This window comes from Micromonospora sp. M42 (genome assembly GCF_000568915.1).
GTDB classification, from domain to species: Bacteria; Actinomycetota; Actinomycetes; order Mycobacteriales; family Micromonosporaceae; genus Micromonospora; species Micromonospora chalcea.
The window spans coordinates 5,286,690-5,303,851 of sequence record NZ_KK037233.1; the positions used below are offsets into that span (position 1 = coordinate 5,286,690).

Here is a 17,162-nt window from a genome sequence, read left to right on the forward strand (position 1 = left end):
TTCCTCGACACGTGCCGCCTCGAGGAAGGCTTTCCGCATGACCACGACCCTGCCCACGTTCGCCGCCACCGGCCTGGCGCCGGCGCTCGTCTCCGAGCTGACCGCGCAGGGCATCTCCGCGCCGTTCCCGATCCAGGCGGCCACGCTGCCGGACTCGCTGGCCGGCCGCGACGTGCTCGGCCGGGGCCGCACCGGCTCCGGCAAGACGCTCGCGTTCGGGCTGCCGCTGCTGCACCGTACGGCCGGCCGCCGGGCCCGTCCGGGCCGTCCGCTCGCGCTGGTGCTCGTACCCACCCGGGAACTGGCCGCGCAGGTCACCGCCGCGCTCACCCCGTACGCTGCCACGCTCGGGCTGCGCTGCGCCACAGTGGTCGGCGGGCTCTCCCTGACCCGGCAGGCGGCCGCGCTGCGCGCCGGCGCCGAGGTGCTGGTGGCCACGCCGGGCCGGCTGCACGACCTGATCGATCGCGGGGACGCCCGGCTGGACCAGGTGACCATCACGGTGCTGGACGAGGCCGACCAGATGGCCGACATGGGCTTCCTGCCGCAGGTGACGAAGCTGCTGGAGCAGGTCGCGCCGGGCGGGCAGCGGATGCTCTTCTCGGCCACCCTGGACCGGGGCGTGGACCGGCTGGTCCGCCGATTCCTGGCCGACCCGGTGACGCATTCCGTCGACCCGGGCACCGCCACCGTCACCGCGATGACCCACCACGTGCTGCACCTCGAGGCGGACGACAAGCAGGCCGCCCTGGCGCACATCGCCGCCCGCGAGGGCCGCACCATCGTCTTCATCGCCACCAAGCACCGCGCCGACCGGGTGGCCCGGCAGTTGCTCGCCAAGGGCGTACGTGCCGCGGCGCTGCACGGCGGCAAGTCGCAGCCGCAGCGCACCCGCATCCTGGAGCAGTTCCGCACCGGCCAGGTCACCGCGCTGGTGGCCACCGACGTGGCGGCCCGGGGCATCCACGTCGACGGGCTGGACCTGGTGGTGAACGCCGACCCGCCTGCGGAGGCCAAGGACTACCTGCACCGGGGTGGCCGGACCGCGCGGGCCGGCGAGTCGGGCACCGTGGTCACGCTGGTGCTGCCGGAGCAGCGCCGCGACGTCGCCCGGCTGATGAGCACCGCGGGCATCAACCCCAAGACCACCCGGGTACGCCCCGGCGACAGCGAGCTGAGCCGGCTCACCGGCGCCCGGGAGCCGTCCGGTGTGCCGGTGACCATCGCCGCGCCCGCTGCCGCGCACCCCGCCCCGGCGACCCGTCCTCGCCGGCGTCCGCGCCGCCGCTGACCGCGCCTGACCGGCTCGGCTTCGAGCGGGCCGGCCGACCGTCCCTGAGTCGGGAATCAGTCGACGTTCGGTCGGCTGTCCGACTGTCCGGCCTCGCCGTGGCGGCGATGCTGTCGGGCGGGGGACCGGTCGGGGGGTCGGCCGGACGCGGAGGGAGCGGTTCATGGCGGGGGAAGCCGGATCGGGCGGTGCACGGGAAGTGCTGCTGGTGCTCGCGGTGGCGGGGGCCGGCCTGGCGCTCGCCGCGGTGGCCGCGTTCGGGCCCTGGCGGCCCTCCGACGGCGGCTCGCCGGATCGCGGCGCCGCCCGCAGCTTCACGCCCGGAATGAGCGCCCCGCACGCTCAGTAGCCGCGCCGGGCGGATGATGCCCGGAAAGTGATATGACTCTCAGGTATAAATATGCCCGAGAGTCATATCGGCCAGGAGTCATGCCCTCTGTGGCCGACAACCGGCCGGGTCCGCGACCCCGCGCGCCGTCGCCCTGTGACCGGACGCGCGTCAGGGTGCCGTCGCCCGGTCGCTCAGCAGGTCGGCGAGCGTGGTCCGGTCCACGACCAGGGCGATCGCGCCGTCCACCGCCAGCCACACGTCCCGCAGGCCGGTGGCCACGCCGTGGTAGCCGGCCCGGTCGGCGGGGATGCCCCGGACGCTGGTGATCGCGCCACCCACCGCGCGGAGCACGTCGCCCACGCTGATCTCGTCCGGCGGGCGGGTCAGCGCGTACCCGCCTTCGGTGCCGCGATGGCTGTGCAGCAGCCCGGCCCGCCGCAGGTCGAGCAGGATCCCCTGGAGGAAGCTGAGCGGGATGTCCTGGCTCTCGGCCAGGCTCGCCGCCTTGACCAGCTCGCCGCCGCCGGTCACCGCGTCGCCGGGGGTACCGGCGGCGTCGGCGACGGCGAGCATGGCCCGGAGCGCGTAGTCGGCGCGCGCGGAGATGTACACGACGTCAGTTGCCGGCCTGGTCCAGCACGCCCCAGCGGCGGCGGATCGCCTTGTCGGCGGCACCGAACGCGGTGTCCACGAGCAGGCCCACCACCAGGATGACGATCATGATGGCCATCAGGCGGGGCGCCTCGCTCAGTTCACGCGCGTACGTCAGCTGTGCGCCGATCGAGGTGCGGGTGGCGATGACCACCAGCAGCTCACCGGCCATCAGGCTGCGCCAGGCGAACGCCCAGCCCTGCTTGAGCCCGGCCACGATGGCCGGTAGCGCGGCCGGCGCGATCACGTACCGGTAGAGGTTGAGCCCGCGGGCGCCGAGGTTGCGGCCGGCGCGGACCAGCAGCGGCGGCACGTAGTCCACACCGTGGATGACGCCGTTGGCGACCGACGGCGCGGCGCCGAGCACCACCACGAAGAAGATCGCCTGCTCGCTGAGCTGGAACAGCAGGATGGCCAGCGGGAACCAGGCGATCGACGGCATGGTCTGCAACGCGGTGATCATCGAGCCGAGCGCGGCCCGGAGCACCTTGACCCGGGCCACGCCGAGGCCGAGCAGCAGGCCGACCGCGACCGCGGCGGCGAACCCGACCGCCGCCCGCCGGGCCGTGGTGGCGAGGCCCTCCCAGAGCGCCGAGCTGAGCAGGTACTCCCCGAGGTCGCCGAAGACCACGGCCGGGCCGGGCAGCGCCCACGGCTCCTTCCACCCGGACCAGACCACCGCCTGCCAGATCGCCACCGCGAGCGCGAGCGCGGCGAGCTTGGGCCAGGTGGCCGACCACAGGCGGCGTACCCGGGACGGGCCCTTCTCCCGGCCGGCGATCTCCAGCGCGTCGAGCCCGGAGATCTCCGCGTCGGCCCGCGCCGACGCGGACAAAGTGTCACTGGCCATGCCGGCCCACCTCCTTGCGCAGCCGGTCGGTGACCTCGGCGGCGATGGCCGAGACCTCCGGCGAGTCGATCCGCCGGGGGCGCGGCACGGCGACCTCGGTGGAGTAGATGATCCGGCCGGGCCGGCTGGAGAGCAGCACGATGCGGTCGGCGAGCCGGGCCGCCTCGCGGACGTTGTGCGTGACGAACAGGACGGTGAGCTTGCGCTCGGTCCAGATCCGCTCCAGCTCGTCGTGCAGGATGTCGCGGGTCATCGCGTCCAGCGCGCCGAACGGCTCGTCCATCAGCAGCACCGGCGTCTCCAGCGCGAGCGTGCGGGCCAGCGCGACGCGCTGCCGCATGCCGCCGGAGAGCTGGTGCGGGCGCTTGCGGCCGAACTCCGACAGGTGGACCGTGCGCAGCAGCTCGGCCACCCGCTCCTTGCGCTGGTCGCGGGGGAGACCGCGCAGCTTCAGCGGCACCTCGACGTTGCCCTCGACGGTGAGCCAGGGGAACAGCGCCGGCTCCTGGAACATGAGCCCCGGGTTGACGCCCTCGCCCAGCTCGATGGTGCCGCCGCTGGCCCGGTCCAGGCCGGCGACCAGGTTGAGCAGCGTGCTCTTGCCGCAGCCGGACGCGCCGACCATGCAGACGAACTCGCCGGGCGCGATGTCCAGCGACAGTCCGTCCAGCGCCAGGACGGCCTGGTCGCCCTGGCCGTACACCTTTGTGACGCCGCGCAGCGCGACCGAGCCGGTCGCGCTGCGCGGGGTCGTGGTCGTCGACGTCACGGCTGGCTGACCTCGGCCTTGCCCTGCGCCTTGAGGACCTCGTTGAGGTACTTGAGGTCGTACAGGCCGTTCAGGTCGACCGGCTGGGTCAGCCCGACCGCGACGGCGTGGTCCAGGCCGGTCTTCAGCGAGGCCGGGATCGGGTCGTTTGTGAACTCCAGCGTCGGCCAGGCCTGCTTGATCAGCTTGAGGTCCAGCGGCTTGCCGGTGATCTTGCCGATGTGGTCGGAGATGGCCTGCTGCGCCTCGTCCGGCTTGGTGTTGACGAACTCGTTCGCCGCGACCTGGCCCTCGACCAGCTTCTTCACCACGTCCGGGTGTGCCTTGAGGAACTTGGTGCTGACCAGCAGGTTGGTGATGACGAACTTCTTGTCCGGCCAGAGGTCACGCTCGTCGACGAGCACCTTGCCGCCGGCGTTGACCAGCCGGGAGACGAACGGCTCGGGCACCCATGCGCCGTCGATGGCGCCGCTGCCGAACGTCTCGATCGTCTGCGCGTTCTCCTGCGGCACGATCTTGACGTCGCCGCCGCCCTCCTTGGTGGTCTCCAGGCCCTTCTCCTTGAGCCAGAAGCGCAGCGCCACGTCCTGGGTGTTGCCGAGCTGCGGAGTGGCGATCTTCTTGCCGCGCAGCTGCTCCACCGAGGTGATGCCGGGCTTGACCACGAGCGCGACGCCGCCGGACGCCGCGCCGGAGATGACCCGGACCGCCTCGCCCTTGGACTTGGAGAAGGCGTTCACCGTCGGGTTCGGGCCGATGTACGTGGCGTCGAGCGCGCCGGAGAAGACCGCCTCGATGGCGGCCGGGCCGGCGTTGAAGGTCTTGGTGTCCAGCTCGACGTCGCTGCCGAGTTTCTCCTTGAAGATCCCCTTCTCCACGCCGACCACGGCCGGGGCGTGCGTGATGTTGGGAAAGTAGCCCAGGCGCAGCGTGACCGGGCCGGACCCGCTGGCGGCGTCGCTGTCCTCGCCGCAGGCGGCGGTGGTGCCGAGCGTGGCCGCGCCGACCGCGGCCAGGGTCGCCAGGGTGACCAGGCGGCGCAGGGGAAGCCCTCTCATCGAATGTCCAATCCGCAGTATTCCTATTTAGTTGGTAGGAAGAGTGGGGCAAGTGGCCGCCGGCGTCAAGACCCGTCCCGCAACAGTCCACCGTTCGGCCAGGGCACACCGGCGATAGAGCCGGTACGGAAGCGCTAATGTCGATCTCGTGTCCACGCGGAGAGCGAAGATCCCAGCGACGAAGTACCCGGCCGAACGGTTCACCCTCGACAACGGCCTGCGTGTGGTGCTCACGCCGGACCGCAGCGCCCCGGTCATCGGGGTGGCTGTGGTCTACGACGTCGGCATCCGCTCCGAGCCGGAGGGACGCACCGGCTTCGCCCACCTCTTCGAGCACCTGATGTTCCAGGGGTCGGAGAACCTGGAGAAGCTGGCCCACTTCCGGCACGTCCAGGGCGCCGGCGGGACGTTCAACGGCTCCACCCACCTGGACTACACCGACTACTTCGAGACGCTGCCCGCCAACGCCCTGGAACGCGCGCTGTTCCTGGAGGCCGACCGGATGCGCGGCCCCCGGCTGACCGAGGAGAACCTGCGCAACCAGGTCGACGTGGTCAAGGAGGAGATCCGGGTCAACGTGCTGAACCGGCCGTACGGCGGGTTCCCCTGGCTGACGCTGCCCCCGGTGATGTTCGACACCTTCCCCAACGCGCACGACGGCTACGGCTCCTTCGACGACCTGGAGTCGGCGACGGTGGCCGACGCCGCCGACTTCTTCCGCCGCTACTACGCCAGCGGCAACGCCGTACTGGCGGTCAGCGGCGACATCGACGTGGCCGAGGCGACCACGCTCATCGAACGGCACTTCGGCGACGTCCCGGCCCGTCCCGCCCCGCAGCGGCCCGACTTCACCGAGCCCGACCTGACCACCGAGCGGCGCAGCACGTACACCGACGCGCTGGCCCCGCTGCCGGCGGTGGCCGGCGCGTGGCGCGTGCCCGACCCGGTCGACGACTTCGCCGGCTACCTGCCCTACGTGGTGCTGGCCGAGGTGCTCACCGACGGCGACGCGTCCCGGCTGGTCGAGCGGCTGGTGCAGCGCGACCGGTCGGTCACCAGCCTCGGCGGCTACGTCGGTTTCATGGGCGACCCGTTCGACGTGCGCGACCCCACCGCGCTGCTGCTCCAGGCGCACCTGCCGCCCGGCGGCGACGTGGACAAGGTGCTGCGCACCATCGACGAGGAACTGGACCGGCTGGCGACCGACGGGCTGACCGACGGAGAGCTGGCGCGCACCCAGGCCCGGATGGCCACCCACCTGCTGCGCGACACCGACGCGGTGCTCGGCCGGGCGCTGCGGATGGCCGTGCTGGAACAGCAGCGCGGCGAGCCGGGCCTGCTCAACGAGCTGCCCCGGCTGGTCGGCGCGGTGACCGAGGACCAGGTCCGCGCCGCCGCCGCCACCCTGCGGCCCGAGCGCCGCGCGTCCGTCGAGGTCGTCGCCGGAGGAGCCCGATGAGCACGAGTACGACCACCGCCACCGCCGTCCGGCCGCTTCCGGCGCTGCGCCCGAACCGCCGTCTCAAGGTGCCCAAGCAGGCCGAGCGCACGCTGCGCAACGGCCTCACCGTGATCGCGGTACGCCGCTCCGCCGTACCGCTGGTCGAGCTGCGACTGTGGATGCCGTTCGGGCGCACGCACCTGGCCCGCGGCGCGATGCTGGCGCAGACCATGCTCGCCGGCACGCAGGCGCACAGCGCCACCGAGATCGCCGCCGAGCTGCAGAAGGTCGGCGGCGGACTGACCGCCGGGCTCGACCCGGACCGGTTGATGCTCTCCGGCGCGGGCCTGGTCACCGGCCTGGACCGGATGCTGGAACTGCTCGCCGAGGTGCTCACCGGCGCCAACTACCCGGCCGACTGGGTGGAGACCGAACGGGACCGGCTGGTCGACCGCATCCAGGTCGCCCAGAGCCAGCCCTCGCACCTGGCCCGAACCGCCCTGCTCAAGCGGGTGTACGGCCGCCACCCGTACGCCGTGCAGACGCCCGACCCGGACCAGGTCCGGGCGGTCCGCCCGGCCGCGTTGCGCCGGCTGCACGCCGAGCGGGTGCACCCGGCCGGGGCGGTGCTCGTGCTCGTCGGCGACGTGGCGCCGGAGCGGGCGCTGGACGCGGCCGAGCAGGCGCTCGCCGGCTGGCGCGGCGACGGCCACGTCGCCGAACTGCCGCCCGCGCCGCCGCTGGAACCCGGGCCGCTGCTGCTCGTCGACCGGCCCGGCTCGGTGCAGTCCTCGGTACGCCTCGCGCTGCCCGCGGTGCCCCGTACCCACCCGGACCACGCCGCGCTGCAACTGGCGAACCTCATCTTCGGCGGCTACTTCTCCTCCCGCTGGGTGGAGAACATCCGCGAGGACAAGGGCTACACGTACGGGCCGCACTCGCTCGTCGAGCACTCGGTGGCCGGTTCGGTGCTCATCGCCGGCGCCGAGGTGGCCACCGAGGTGACAGCGGCGGCGCTGGTGGAGACGAACTACGAGCTGGGCCGACTCGCCACGGTGCCGCCGAAGGCCGACGAGCTGGAGCAGGCCCGCCAGTACGCGCTCGGCACGCTCCAGCTCGGCATGTCGACCCAGGCCGGGCTCGCGTCGCTGACCAGCGCGTACGCCGGCAACGGGCTGCGACTGGACTTCCTCGCCGAGCACGCAGCCCGGCTCGCCGCCGCGACTGTGGACGACGTGGCCGAGGTGGCCGCCCGCTACCTGGCGCCGGCCCGCGCGGTCACCGTCGTGCTCGGCGACGCCGAACGGGTGGCCGACTCGCTCGCCGCGCTGACACCGGTGCGTACGGAATCCGCGTGAGCGGCGAGCCCGCGCCGCCGCTGGCCCGGTCCACGCTCGACCGGGCCGCCCACCGGCGTACCGACCCGGCCTGGCTGGCCGAGGCGTGGGAGCGGGCGCGGGTGCTGGTGCTCGACTCCGCCGCCGAGGGGCGTGCCCTGGTCCGGGGCGTGGCGAGCCCACCCGAACTGGTCCTGGTCGGCCCCGGCGACCTGCCCGAGGTGCCCCGGTCGGTGCCGATGTTCCTCGGCGTCGAGCCGGACGGCGTGCCGGTCTTCGCGGTCGACGGGCCGCTGCCGGCGCTGCCGGAGACCCGCCCGGCGCACCTGCGCGAGGTCGGCCACCTGATGACCGACCGGGACGCGGGCCTGTTCACCACCGCGCTGGCGCTGCTCAACTGGCACCAGCGGCACGGCTACTCGTCCACGACCGGGAAGGCGACGCAGGCCGACGAGGCCGGCTGGTCACGGATCGACCCGGGCGGCGACCGGGTCTGGCCGCGTACCGACCCGGCCATGATCGTGCTGGTGCACGACGGCATGGACGGAGCGGACGGCCGCTGCCTGCTCGGCAACAACGCGGCCTGGCCGCGCACCCCGGGACAGCGCCGCTACTCCTGCCTGGCCGGATACGTCGAGCCCGGCGAGTCGGCCGAGGCCGCCGTGCTCCGCGAGGTCCGCGAGGAGGTAGGCGTCCCGGTCGAGGAGATCGCGTACGTGGGCAGCCAGTCCTGGCCGTTCCCCGGCTCGCTGATGCTCGGCTTCCTGGCCCGCGCCGACCCCGACGCGCCGATCCGGGTCGACCTGGCCGAGATCGCGCACGCGCGCTGGTTCACCCGCCGGGAGATCGGGGCCGCGCTGGCCGGCGAGCCGGTGCCGGTGGGCGGGGGAGACCGGCTGATCCTGCCGCCGCCGTCGTCGATCGCGCTGTTCCTGGTGCACCGCTGGCTCGACGGCCACTGCTGACCCGCCCGCCCGCCCGTCGGGTTGGGGCGTTTCGGCTGGCGGGCGCAGGGCCGGGCGGGCACGGTCCCGGCCCGGACCGTCGTTGCCGCGACGGTCGCGGGCCGGGAACACGGGCCGTCGTGGCCGGGTGAGGCGATGATCGGCGGGGGAAGCCGGTCCGGCCACGACGGACGTCAGCGTCCGGTCATCCACCGTGCCAGCGGTACGGCTGCCCCGGTGCGGAGTCCTCGATGGGCAGCACCTTGACCCGGTGCCGGCCGGCGCGTACCGCCCCGACGGCGGACAGCGCTCGGGCGAGCAGGAGCGCGGCGTCCCGGTCCTCGGCGTGGACGACCTGGCGGCGGGGTTCCGGCGTGCTCGTCTCGTCCCGCAGGCGGCCCCCACCGGCCCAGGCGGCGGCGATGTCGGCGTCGGCGGCGGTACGGATCTCGGTGCGGACGATCAGGAACCGCATGGTGTCCCCCGGAGAGTGGACGGTTACCCGCTGGAACTTCCACGTCACTCCCGCGTCATGTTACGCCGATGTGTCCTCCCGACAAGTGGAACGCGCCACCTCGACCGATCGGGGGATGCCAGGTCAGCACCGTTGTCGGGGCCGGACACGCGAGGGGGCCGCCGGCGTGACGCCGACGGCCCCGAACGTTCGCCGGATCAGTCCAGATCGAACTGACCGTTCTTCGCTCCGGCGAGGAAGCCGAGCCAGCCGGCCCGGTCGAACAGCAGGACCGGCCCGCTCGGGTCCTTGCTGTCCCGCAGCGCCATGGTCGCCGGCCCGGTGCCGAGCGGCGCGACCTCCACGCAGTTGGAGGTCTGGCTGCGGGTGCTCTTGCGCCAGGCGGCGCCCACGAGCTGTCCCGAGAGGGCGGTCGTGCTGGTACAGATCTTGTTCATGGTGCTTGCTCCTGGTGAGGTGCTCCGATGGGACCGAGCGACGCCGGAGCGCGGACGGTGTCCTTACCGGATCACCGCTCCGTGGTGAGGCGCCCCGAGTCCCGGCGGCGCTGGGTCGGCGCCGTTGCCGGCCCGTACACCGCCGTGGACTCGACTGCCGTGCCGGTCAGCCGTCCTGTCGCCTCGATCAACCAGGAGAGGGTGTCCGATGCGGAGAGTGCCGACGAGCATAGCCACTCGAACACCACTTTATAGCGATTTAGGGTGTTCACCTCGGTCGACATGACGTCGGTGAACCCACCTTCGATGGCCAATGTCTCCGGATCGAGCGGATCGGCGAACCGGTAGACCGAGAACGCGGTCGGCGGAAGGTACCAGTCGCCGACCCGAGTGTCCCGCAACAGCAGCAGCAACGTCACGTTCGGGAGCAGGGCCATCTCGCACAGGTGGACGAGCTGGTCGTGCAGCACCTCCGGCGGGCCGGCCCGCCGGCCGAGGGCGGCCTCCTCCAGCACGGCCGTGTACCGGGGCACGTCGGGGGAGCGGGTCAGCAGCGACTGGCGGGCCTGCCGCGCGCGTACCTCGGTCTCCGGGTCCTCGTGCTCCTGGTCGCCGGCCTGGGCGGCGACCTGCGCGGCCGACATGATCCGGTGCCGGGCGTACCCGGGCGTCTGCAGCAGCCCCGGGACCAGCACCGGGTTGTACTCGGAGATCTCCGCGCAGCCGGCCTCCAGCTCGGCGAAGGCGCGCTGCTGCTGGGTCATCACCGGGAAGTTGCGCAGCCAGCCGCGCATGTCGCCGGCCTCGTGGGTGATGCCGGTCAGCTCCGCGCGCTGCTCCTCGTCGGCGCCGTAGAGCGTCAACAGCACGTCCACGTCGTCCGGGTCGGGCCGGCTGCGGCCGTTCTCCAGGCGGGACAACTTGGATGCGGAGGCCCAGCCGATCCGCTCGATGACCTGGTCACCGGTCAGACCGGCCTGTTCGCGGAGCCGGCGCAGCTCGATGCCGAGTCGACGGCGGCGCAGAATCGGGCCTGGTACGGCAGGAGGCACGGCGTCCTCTTTCCCGTCGACCGTCGCAGGACGCGACGGTAACTGTATGAAATTCGCCCCCCACGGTCAGTATGGACGTCGCGACCGGCGTCGGAGGTTCCGGCACGGGCGTGTCACGAGACAAAAAGAGGACTGTGGAGGGTGTCTTCACCAGCGCCCACCCCCGACGCGCCCCTGGTGGCGCACCCCTGCCGGAGGCAACCCGATGCGCACCGTCCTGCGCCGCCCCGACTTCCGTCTCCTCTTCGCCGCAGTGGTGGCGAGCATGGCGGCGGAGTCGGTGCTGCTGCTCGCCCTGGCCGTCTGGGTCAAGGATCTGACCGGGTCGGACAGCATGGCGGGGGCGACCATCTTCGCGGTCATCGCACCGATGGCCCTCGCCCCGCTCGTCGGCTGGGTGGTCGACCGCTACCGCCGGAAACCCTTCTTCATCGCCGCCAACCTGGTCGCCGCGGCGCTGCTCAGTCCGCTGCTCACGGTCCGGGACCGCTCCGACGTCTGGGTGATCTACGTGGTCGCGGCGTTCTACGGACTCTCGTACATCACCCTCGCCGCCGTGCTCAACGGACTGATCCGGCATCTGGTTCCGGCCGAGTCGCTGGCCGACGCGAACGGACTGCTGCAGACGGTCCGGCAGGGCCTGCGGCTGATCGGGCCGCTCGCCGGGGCGGGCGTCTACGCCGCCGTCGGCGGCTGGCTGCTCGCCGTCCTGGCCATGACCGGATTCCTGGTGGCCGCGGCGGTGGTCGGCCGGCTGCGGGCGCAGGAGCGGGAACCGTCCCGGTCCGGCCGCCGCGGGCCGTCCGAGCTGAGCGCCGGGCTGCGCCACCTGACCGGCGAGCCGGCGCTGCGCCGGGCGCTGCTCGGGTACGGGCTCGGCTCGCTGGTGATGGGCTTCACCGAGTCGCTGATCTTCGCGTACGTCGACCTGGGTCTGCGCCGCGAGGCCGCGTTCGTCGGCGTGCTGGTCATGGTGCAGGGCGTCGGCGGCCTGGTCGGCGGCCTGTTCTCGGCCGCCGTGGTCCGCCGGTACGGCGAAGTCGGGGCGCTGGCCGCCGGGGTGACGTTCTTCGGACCGGCCGCGCTGGCGCTCGCGTACCCCCGGTTGTGGCTCGGGGTGGTGGCGCTGCTGCTGGCCGGCCTGTCGCTACCGCTGACCATGGTGGGGTTGAACACGCTGATCCAGCGGCGGACCCCGCCGCGGCTGCTCGGCCGGGTCACCGCGGCGTCGGAGGCCCTGGTCAGCGGTCCGCAGGCGCTCTCCATCGGCACCGGCGCGCTGCTCGTCGGCGTGTTCGACTACCGGCTGCTGTTCGCAGTGGTCGGGGCGGTCACCACGGCGGCCGGCCTCTACCTGTGGCGGGGCCGCGGGCTGAGCGCGCCGGTCGCCGGGCCGGTGCGGATCCCGGGGCCCCGGAAGCCGGCCGACGACGGCGTGCTCAGTCGGGGCGGCTCCTGAACGACGGCGAGCGGCCGTACCCGGGTCGGGTACAGCCGCTCGCAGTGTCGCGGAAGATCAGCCGGGCAGCGCGGCCAGGTGCTGCTTGACCTGGTTGATCGAGGGGTTGGTCAGGGCGCTGCCGTCGGCGAAGCGCAGCGTCGGGACGGTCTGGTTGCCGCCGTTGACGCTCATCACGAAGTCCGCGGCCGCGGGGTCCTGCTCGATGTCGACCACCTCGTACGCGATGCCCTCCCGGTCGAGCTGCGACTTCAGCCGGTGGCAGTAGCCGCACCACGGGGTGGAATACATCGTCAGCATGGTCTGGTCCTCCAAGGGGTGGCTCGCGCCCGGTCCGATCAGGCCAGGCTAACCGCTGCAACGTCACACGATGCTGGGATGATTCCCTGCTGTGGGCGTTCACTCAGGTGCGGAACGGGTGCTGGCCGGGCTGGATCCGGAGCAGCGGTCCGCGGTGACCGCCCCGGCCGGGCCGGTCTGCATCCTGGCCGGCGCCGGCACCGGCAAGACGCGGGCGGTGACGTCGCGGATCGCGTACCGGGCGCTGACCGGCGACATCGCCGGCCGGCACGTGCTGGCGGTCACGTTTACCGCCCGCGCTGCGGCCGAGATGCGCAGCCGCCTCACCGTGCTCGGCGTGCAGGGGGTGCAGGCGCGCACGTTCCACGCGGCGGCGCTGCGGCAGGTCCGCTACTTCGCGCCCCGGCTGCTGGCCGGGCGGGCCATGCCGGAGCTGCTGGACAGCAAGGTGCGGGTGGTCACGCTCGCCGCCGCCAAGGTCGGGCTGCGCGCCGACCGGGCCGCCGCGCGCGACCTCGCCGCCGAGATCGAATGGGCCAAGTCGTCGCTGGTCGAGCCCGGGGAATACGTGGTCGCCGCGGCCAAGGCGCTGCGCGAGACGCCGTACGAGCCGGCCCGGGTGGCCGACGTGTTCGACGCGTACGAGCGGCTCAAGCGCGGCAACGGGGTGATCGACTTCGAGGACATGCTGCGCGCCGCGGTCTGGGGCATCGAGGAGCACCCGGACGTCGCCGAGCAGGTGCGCAACCAGTACCGGCACTTCGTGGTCGACGAGTACCAGGACGTCAACCCGCTCCAGCAGCGGCTGCTGGAGGCGTGGCTGGGTGGCCGGGACGACCTGACAGTGGTCGGCGACGCCAGCCAGACGATCTACTCGTTCACCGGCGCGACCTCGTCGTACCTGGTCGACTTCCCCCGGCTGCACCGGGGCGCGACAGTGGTCCGGCTGGTCCGCGACTACCGCTCCACCCCGCAGGTGGTCGGGCTGGCCAACGCGGTGATCTCCCAGGCGCGGGGCACCGAGGCGCGGCTGCGGCTGGAGCTGCACGGCCAGCGCCGGCCCGGTCCGGAGCCGGAACTGCGGATCTTCACCGACGAGCCGGCCGAGGCGAACGCGGTCGCTGCCCGCTGCCGGGCGCTGGTCGCGGGCGGCACCCCGGCGCGGGAGATCGCTGTGCTGTTCCGCACCAACGCGCAGTCCGAGGCGTACGAGAAGGCGCTTTCCGAGGCCGGCGTGCCGTACGTGCTCCAGGGCGCGGAGCGGTTCTTCGAACGGCCCGAGGTGCGCCAGGCGATGATCGCGCTGCGCGCCGCCACCCGGTCGGCGTCCGTCGACACGCCGCTGCCGGCCGCCGTGGTCGAAGGGCTCTCGGCGGTCGGCTGGGCGCCCGACGCGCCCCCGCCCGGCGGCGCCGCGCGCGAGCGGTGGGAGGCGCTCGCCGCGCTGGTCCAGCTCGCCGAGGAGTACGCCGCCGACGCCGAGGCGGAGCCGGGGCTGACCGGGTTCACCGAGGAACTGGCCCGGCGGGCCGCCCAGCAGCACGTGCCCACCGTCGAGGGGGTCACGCTCGCGTCGCTGCACTCGGCGAAGGGGCTGGAGTGGGACGCGGTGTTCCTGGTCGGGCTGGCCGAGGGCACGCTGCCCACCACGTACGCGAAGACCATGGAGCAGGTCGAGGAGGAACGGCGGCTGCTCTACGTCGGGATCACCCGGGCCCGGGAGTGGCTCTGGCTGTCGTACGCCACGGCGCGCTCGCCGGGTGGGCGGGCCCGGCGGCCGTCGCGGTTCCTGCCGCAGCTCGACCGCTCCGGCGGCGGCGAGCGGGCCGGCGGCGGCGGACCGGCGCGGCGGGCCGAGCGGCGCCGGCCGCAGGTGGTCTCGTGCCGGATCTGCGGCGCGACGCTGCTCGCCGGCGCGGACCGCAAACTGGGCCGCTGCCCGACCTGCCCGTCGGACATCGACGAGGAGCTGTACGAGCGGCTGCGCGATTGGCGGCAGCGGGTCGCGGGAGCGCAGAAGGTGCCGGCGTACGTGGTCTTCACCGACGCCACGCTCACCGCGCTGGCCGAACGGAAGCCCGGTCGCACCGAGGAACTGGTGGCGATCGCCGGGATCGGGCCCCGAAAAGTCGGGCTTTACGGTGATACGGTCCTCGCCCTGGTGGCGGGCGCCACGGTGGACGAGGTCTGCTCACAGAAAACTTCTGAAAACTAGCCGTAAATCGTTTGCCCTCGCCCGAGGGCGAGGAATAGCCTCATGACACACCTCGCGAGCGGCGCTGTTCTGGCTGCTCAACGGGGATGAGTCCACGGTCGGCACGAGGAGAGTAGGGAGGTGGCACCAGTGAAGATCTTCAACTATGAGCGTCTCGCGGCGATGCCGTCTGCCGTCGCTCCGCTGTCGGCTGTCCGGGTGGCCCTCGCCGCTCGACCGTCGGCTCCGCAGGTGCACCAGGTCCAGGTTCAGGCCGAGCTGAACCTGACCGTTGCGCCGATCGCCGGAGTCGAGGGGACCAGTGGCTTCGCGGGCAAGGGCATCGATGGCGCCAAGAAGCGCACGGATGTCCGCGGCGTTCCACCTCGAGGTAGACCGGTCTGATCCATCAGACGCCGGCTCACCTCGAGGCCGCGGAACCCGCATACCGGGATCCGCGGCCTCAGTTTTTTGTCCCGCCGAAGTACGTCGGAATGCGATCCACGAGATCGAAGTGAGAGAGAGGTGACCGGAGGATGAGTCTGGCGTTGGCCCCCCTCGACGTGAGCGTCGACGTGGAGGCGAACCTGCCCTGCCGGAAGTTCGACCCCGACCTGTGGTTCTCCGACTCGCCCGCCGAGCTCGAGCTGGCCAAGTCGCTCTGCGGGGACTGCCCGCTGCGCGTCGAGTGCCTGGCCGGGGCGGTCGAGCGAGCCGAGCCCTGGGGCGTCTGGGGCGGCGAGATCTTCGAGCGTGGCGCGGTCGTTCCGCGCAAGCGGCCCCGTGGCCGTCCGCGCAAGGAGGACCTCGCCCGCGACGCGCAGCTCCGGGTCGAGGCGGAGGCGCGACTGGCGGCCAGCGGGCTGTCCGAGTCGCGTAGCGCCGTCCGGCTGGCAGCCTGACACACCTACGTTCCAAGACCGACCGATGCCGGTGTCCCTCCACCGGCCGACCTGAGAGAGAAATTCTGATGCTGAACCTGCCGAACGGATTCGAGATGCAACTACTCCACGAAGCGTTGTCCAGGGCCCGAATGCGCCGGCCTCAGGCCGGTCGCACCACCACGAGCACTGAGGCAACCCGTTCCGCCCGTACCGTCGCCATGCGGAGTCGCAGCCAGTCGGCACGCGACCTGGGCGTCCTGTAGAACGATCGCGTGAGGAAGGGGCGGTGACCTGCTGGTCACCGCCCCTTCGCCTGTTCCGTGCCCAGCCGGTGCTCAGGGCACCGGCGCGAAGCCGGGCAGCCAGCGTTCCAGGATCGACCGGTAGGACGCCTTCGCCTCCAGCTGGCAGAGCACGCCGATCGAACCCAGCGTGACCCGGTGGATCATCAGATACGACGGGGGCAGGTTGAGCTGGCGGCTGAGCTGGTACGCGGGGGAGCGGGGACTGGCCAGCCGGGTCGCCTCGGCGCGCAGCCAGGCCCGGGTGAAGCGGAACTCGTCGGCCGCGATCGGCTCCAGCATCGGACGCAGGAAGTCGAGCACCGCCGGGGCGTCGATCGACTCGGTGCGGCTGACGAAGCCCTCGGCGCGCAGCCCCTCCACCACGGCGTCGGCGTCGCCGTTCAGCGCGAGCGCCGCGATCCGGCCGATCGGCTCCGGCGTGCCCTGCGGCATCCGGGCCACCGCGCCGAAGTCGATCACGCCGAGCCGCCCGTCCGGCAGCAGCCGGAAGTTGCCCGGGTGCGGGTCGGCGTGCAGCAACCCGGCCCGCTCCGGCGCGGACAGGTGCAGCTCGGCCATCAGCCGGCCGGCCTCGTCGCGCTGCTCCTCGGTGCCCTCCCGGATGATCTGGGACAGCGGGATGCCCTCCACCCACTCGGTGATCAGCACCCGGGGCGCGGCGTCGAGCACCTCCGGGATGAAGATGTCCGGGTCGTCGGCGTACGCGGCGGCGAACGCCCGCTGCGACTCCGCCTCCAGCTCGTAGTCCAGCTCCTCGGTGATGCGCTCGCGCAGCTCGGCCAGGAGCGGCTTCACGTCCAGCCCCGGCTGGATCGCCCGGAACATGCCGCCGAGCCGGGAGAGCTGCTTGAGGTCGGCGAGCAGGGCGTCACCTGCGCCCGGGTACTGGATCTTCACGGCCACGTCCCGGTGCTGCGGGCCGCCGTTCGGGCCGTACCCGGGGTCGCGCCAGAGGGCGCGGTGCACCTGGCCGATGCTGGCCGCCGCGGCCGGGGTGTCGTTGAACTCGACGAACCGGTCGCGCCAGTCCGGGCCGAGCTGCTCGGCGAGCACCTTGTGCACTGTCGCCGCCGGCAGCGGCGGGGCGGCCTCCTGGAGCTTGGTGAGCGCCTGCCGGTAGGGTGCGGCCACCTCCTCGGGCAGCGCCGCCTCGAACACCGACAGGGCCTGGCCGAACTTCATCGCCCCGCCCTTGAGCTGCCCGAGCACGCTGAACAGCTGCTCGGCGGTGCGCTGCTGGATCTCGGCGGAGATGACGTCGGACGCGAGCCCGGTCACCCGCTTGCCCATGCCGAGGACGGTTCGACCGGCGAATCCGAGCGGCAGGGCGGCGAGTTTGGCGGTGCGGGACACGGCCCGGCGCGGGATGTCGGTCACCCGGCCA

18 protein-coding genes are annotated in these 17,162 nt (G+C 73.0%); 9 read left to right on the forward strand and 9 right to left on the reverse strand.

Annotated elements, in window-relative coordinates:
• The first annotated feature begins 37 nt into the window (after window positions 1–37).
• Complete coding sequence (locus tag MCBG_RS24410) at window positions 38–1,291, forward strand: DEAD/DEAH box helicase (RefSeq protein ID WP_030503654.1); 1,254 nt, start codon at window positions 38–40, stop codon at window positions 1,289–1,291.
• A gap of 163 nt (window positions 1,292–1,454) precedes the next feature.
• Window positions 1,455–1,640, forward strand: a complete 186-nt coding sequence (locus MCBG_RS24415; RefSeq protein WP_043328445.1) for a hypothetical protein — start codon at window positions 1,455–1,457, stop codon at window positions 1,638–1,640.
• Window positions 1,641–1,790: 150 nt separating this feature from the next.
• On the opposite strand, the gene MCBG_RS24420 is transcribed toward MCBG_RS24415, so the two are convergent.
• Genes MCBG_RS24420 through MCBG_RS24435 form a run of 4 tightly spaced genes read right to left on the reverse strand, consistent with a single transcriptional unit; the run spans window position 1,791 to window position 4,950 of the window.
• Window positions 1,791–2,234, reverse strand: coding sequence for an RrF2 family transcriptional regulator (locus MCBG_RS24420; protein WP_043328446.1), 444 nt, complete (start codon window positions 2,232–2,234; stop codon window positions 1,791–1,793).
• A gap of 4 nt (window positions 2,235–2,238) precedes the next feature.
• The gene (locus MCBG_RS24425) at window positions 2,239–3,123 is read right to left on the reverse strand and encodes an ABC transporter permease (protein WP_030503657.1); all 885 of its coding nucleotides are present in this window, start codon (window positions 3,121–3,123) and stop codon (window positions 2,239–2,241) included.
• Window positions 3,113–3,892 (reverse strand): ABC transporter ATP-binding protein, encoded by a 780-nt coding sequence (locus MCBG_RS24430; RefSeq protein WP_030503658.1) that lies wholly within the window; start codon window positions 3,890–3,892, stop codon window positions 3,113–3,115. Before MCBG_RS24430 ends, MCBG_RS24425 begins: the two co-directional genes overlap by 11 nt.
• Window positions 3,889–4,950, reverse strand: a complete 1,062-nt coding sequence (locus tag MCBG_RS24435) for an ABC transporter substrate-binding protein (RefSeq protein ID WP_043328448.1) — start codon at window positions 4,948–4,950, stop codon at window positions 3,889–3,891. The genes MCBG_RS24430 and MCBG_RS24435 overlap by 4 nt, the downstream gene beginning before the upstream one ends.
• A 148-nt stretch (window positions 4,951–5,098) precedes the next feature.
• Between MCBG_RS24435 and MCBG_RS24440 the strand changes: the two genes are divergently transcribed.
• The 3 genes from MCBG_RS24440 to nudC are packed head-to-tail and all read left to right on the forward strand — an operon-like array spanning window position 5,099 to window position 8,693.
• On the forward strand, window positions 5,099–6,409 hold the full coding sequence (locus MCBG_RS24440) for a M16 family metallopeptidase (RefSeq protein WP_043328449.1): 1,311 nt from the start codon (window positions 5,099–5,101) through the stop codon (window positions 6,407–6,409).
• On the forward strand, window positions 6,406–7,749 hold the full coding sequence (locus MCBG_RS24445) for a M16 family metallopeptidase (RefSeq protein ID WP_043328450.1): 1,344 nt from the start codon (window positions 6,406–6,408) through the stop codon (window positions 7,747–7,749). The genes MCBG_RS24440 and MCBG_RS24445 overlap by 4 nt, the downstream gene beginning before the upstream one ends.
• Window positions 7,746–8,693: an NAD(+) diphosphatase gene (nudC, locus tag MCBG_RS24450; RefSeq protein ID WP_043328451.1), complete on the forward strand. Its 948-nt coding sequence runs from the start codon at window positions 7,746–7,748 to the stop codon at window positions 8,691–8,693. Before MCBG_RS24445 ends, nudC begins: the two co-directional genes overlap by 4 nt.
• 184 nt (window positions 8,694–8,877) lie before the next feature.
• Here the strand turns inward: nudC and MCBG_RS24455 are convergent, their stop codons facing one another.
• From MCBG_RS24455 to MCBG_RS24465, 3 genes are all read right to left on the reverse strand, one after another.
• Window positions 8,878–9,147 (reverse strand): hypothetical protein, encoded by a 270-nt coding sequence (locus MCBG_RS24455; protein WP_043328453.1) that lies wholly within the window; start codon window positions 9,145–9,147, stop codon window positions 8,878–8,880.
• Window positions 9,148–9,344: 197 nt separating this feature from the next.
• Complete coding sequence (locus MCBG_RS24460) at window positions 9,345–9,584, reverse strand: DUF397 domain-containing protein (protein WP_043328454.1); 240 nt, start codon at window positions 9,582–9,584, stop codon at window positions 9,345–9,347.
• Window positions 9,585–9,655: 71 nt separating this feature from the next.
• Window positions 9,656–10,636, reverse strand: coding sequence for a helix-turn-helix domain-containing protein (locus MCBG_RS24465; RefSeq protein WP_030503665.1), 981 nt, complete (start codon window positions 10,634–10,636; stop codon window positions 9,656–9,658).
• Window positions 10,637–10,841: 205 nt separating this feature from the next.
• On the opposite strand from MCBG_RS24465, the gene MCBG_RS24470 reads away from it, so the two are divergent.
• A complete protein-coding gene (locus tag MCBG_RS24470) occupies window positions 10,842–12,095 on the forward strand; it encodes an MFS transporter (protein WP_043328456.1) in 1,254 nt (417 codons plus the stop codon).
• Window positions 12,096–12,152: 57 nt separating this feature from the next.
• Here the strand turns inward: MCBG_RS24470 and MCBG_RS24475 are convergent, their stop codons facing one another.
• Window positions 12,153–12,395: a mycoredoxin gene (locus MCBG_RS24475; RefSeq protein WP_043328458.1), complete on the reverse strand. Its 243-nt coding sequence runs from the start codon at window positions 12,393–12,395 to the stop codon at window positions 12,153–12,155.
• A gap of 91 nt (window positions 12,396–12,486) precedes the next feature.
• Between MCBG_RS24475 and MCBG_RS24480 the strand changes: the two genes are divergently transcribed.
• The 3 genes from MCBG_RS24480 (at window position 12,487) to MCBG_RS24485 (ending at window position 15,491) form a co-directional block, all read left to right on the forward strand.
• On the forward strand, window positions 12,487–14,610 hold the full coding sequence (locus MCBG_RS24480; RefSeq protein ID WP_043328460.1) for an ATP-dependent DNA helicase UvrD2: 2,124 nt from the start codon (window positions 12,487–12,489) through the stop codon (window positions 14,608–14,610).
• 129 nt (window positions 14,611–14,739) lie between these two features.
• Window positions 14,740–14,994 (forward strand): hypothetical protein, encoded by a 255-nt coding sequence (locus MCBG_RS32030; protein WP_082931090.1) that lies wholly within the window; start codon window positions 14,740–14,742, stop codon window positions 14,992–14,994.
• Between the two features lie 131 nt (window positions 14,995–15,125).
• Window positions 15,126–15,491: a WhiB family transcriptional regulator gene (locus MCBG_RS24485; RefSeq protein WP_030503670.1), complete on the forward strand. Its 366-nt coding sequence runs from the start codon at window positions 15,126–15,128 to the stop codon at window positions 15,489–15,491.
• Between the two features lie 317 nt (window positions 15,492–15,808).
• On the opposite strand, the gene MCBG_RS24490 is transcribed toward MCBG_RS24485, so the two are convergent.
• On the reverse strand, window positions 15,809–17,155 hold the full coding sequence (locus MCBG_RS24490; RefSeq protein WP_030503671.1) for an ABC1 kinase family protein: 1,347 nt from the start codon (window positions 17,153–17,155) through the stop codon (window positions 15,809–15,811).
• Window positions 17,156–17,162: the final 7 nt, after the last annotated feature.